Raw genomic sequence first — 2,295 nt, 5'->3', positions numbered from 1 at the left:
TGGCGTGTGGAGTCCCTCCGCTGAAAAACGACCATCAGCGGGCTCCGCGCGGAGACGTCTCCGGGTGGAGTGAATCCGCCACCCGTCGAAACACCCGGTTCCTCTACTCCATCCAGGAGCATGAGCTTACCGGGTACGGCATTGCCGTCACCCTAACCCTCCGTGAATGTCCCCCCTCTGCCGAGGTTTGGGGAAAGCTTCGCCGTGCCTGGCTCAAACGCATGGAGCGCCTGGGTTTGGTCCGGCTTCATTGGGTGACCGAATGGCAGCGTAGAGGTGTGCCGCACCTCCACGGCGCTATGTGGTTCTCCGATGACGTCGTAGCCACCCACGGACCCTCCCGGCTCGCCCTGATTGCCCAGCAGGCATGGGTGGACATTGCCGAGCCGTATGGTGCCGCCCTGCGTGGTCAGCATGCGCGTCCGATAGACGGCCCCGTCGGGTGGTTCCAGTACCTCTCCAAGCACGCCGCGAGGGGCCTCCGGCATTACCAGCGCAGCAGCGAGAATTTGCCACCTGAGTGGAAGACCAAGACGGGCCGGATGTGGGGCCATACCGGTGACTGGCCGGTGCGTGAGGCCATCAGGATTGAGCTGCAAGGCAGCCAGGGTGATGGGGGTTACTTCGCGTGGAGGCGTCTTGTCCGCTCGTGGCGACTCGCCGACGCAAGGGCCGCCGGTGAAGCCCTCCGCGTGCGTCAGGCCAAGCGGCTGCTCCGCTGCAACGAAGAGCCCAGATCGCGGGTTCGCGGACTTACCGAGTGGATTCCAGAACATGTCCAGGAGGCCATGCTGGCCAACCTCGCAAACAGGGGATACAGCGTGACCTGCTAGTCGATAACCACATTTCCGCCGACGTGGCGGGAAAGCGCCGGTCTTCAGGGATCCGACCCCCTGCCGACCGGCTGACCACCGTAGATCCAATGGAGATCAGCAATGGCTACTGCAAATCGTACTATTCCCCTCAGCTGGACCGACAACCTGCTTTCGATCCAGGGGCAAATCGAGGCCTATCACGCCCTGGTAGAGGCCGCTTTGGCTTCTCTGGCTGCGAATGGCCAGGGAAACGCCGAACACCTCGCCCGGGGCCTGAACTTGGTATTCGAACCCCTGCAAGACGACCTGGAAGAGCTCCTGAACGGTGTTGCTGCCCTCTCCCAGCCCCGCAACCAATCAAGCAACCATGAGGCCCGTGGAGGCCTGTAGTCATGTCCGATACCGATCTGCTCCTGGAAGAGCTGAACACCACCGAGCCATGCACCCAATGCGGCCGCCCGATGGAAGTCCACCGTATCCCCTGGGGAGAGCCCGTTTTCCTGCTCCGCACGGGCTTCTGTCAGCCCTGTCAGAGGCCCCTTCTGGGGATTGAGGGGGTCGAGCGTGATGCCCGATCGTGTGCTCTCGAATTGGCCGAGTTCTTCCAGGGCGTAGCCGGTAGCCGGTAGTTCTTTCGAAACACTCAAGCCCCGGTATCGCTGGGGCTTTTTTGTGCCTGGACGGAGCCCTCTAACCACCCTGCCCTGGTATGCTGGATTCCTGCCCATGAGTGGCAGTGCTGCACGTGAGCTGCAGCCAGGCTTTAGCCCTCACTGTCAGGTTGTGCCCCCACTACTCCGCACAACCTCGACCTGGCCCATCGGGCCAATAGGCGCCTGCAGAGGGACGTTGTGTCCCCTTCGATTTGTCAGCGCCGGTACCCGCGAAGCGGCCCCATCTAGAGGCATCTTCCGCGGCCCCGGCGGACCCTTCGACGCGCTAGCGCTTATTCCGCGAAACTCGAACCTATCGCCCCTCGGGGTCTAGTCGCGCCTTGATCACGCTCTTTGGCGGTGTGTCGAGGTGTATCGCACTCTCCGAGTGGGATACACCCGCCACACCATCCCTAGCAGCCTGTTCCAGGCCGGCCGACTCCAGGCCGTACGGCCGTCTTTTGCTAAGAACTGCTAACCCGCCGAGGGCTTCGCCAGGCCCGTCGGAAGTGCTTCGGAAAGCCGCTCCGGAGTGCCCGCCTTGATTAGTAGTTACATATCTGCCCGTTCGCCTTTACCCGAGGTGCGCCAGGGCGTATCGTCAGGCAAAGAAAAACCCCGACGGTGCGCCAACACCCCGGGGTCATGACCGACAACAGGAAAGCGCCCTGTGCCAGTGATCTCAGTATATCGCCATGGGATGGCGTGTGGAGTCCCTCCGCTGAAAAACGACCATCAGCGGGCTCCGCGCGGAGACGTCTCCGGGTGGAGTGAATCCGCCACCCGTCGAAACACCCGGTTCCTCTACTCCATCCAGGAGCATGAGC

At 62.7% G+C, this 2,295-nt stretch carries 3 protein-coding genes; all 3 read left to right on the top strand.

The genetic code is table 11. The features are described from left to right. The first annotated feature begins 299 nt into the window (after nt 1–299). Nucleotides 300–833 carry a hypothetical protein gene (locus tag ACYVBJ_RS20400; RefSeq protein WP_460984160.1) on the top strand — a complete coding sequence of 178 codons (534 nt, stop codon included), beginning with the start codon at nt 300–302 and terminating at the stop codon, nt 831–833. A 102-nt stretch (nt 834–935) separates the two neighbouring features. Continuing rightward, nucleotides 936–1,205, top strand: coding sequence for a hypothetical protein (locus ACYVBJ_RS20395; protein ID WP_460984159.1), 270 nt, complete (start codon nt 936–938; stop codon nt 1,203–1,205). A 71-nt stretch (nt 1,206–1,276) separates the two neighbouring features. Further along, on the top strand, nt 1,277–1,444 hold the full coding sequence (locus ACYVBJ_RS20390) for a hypothetical protein (protein WP_460984158.1): 168 nt from the start codon (nt 1,277–1,279) through the stop codon (nt 1,442–1,444). The last annotated feature ends 851 nt before the right edge of the window (nt 1,445–2,295 follow it).

The organism is Spirosoma fluminis, from assembly GCF_054778895.1.
Note: the sequence above shows the minus strand (reverse complement) of the source record. Positions and strands in the feature narration are given on the sequence as shown.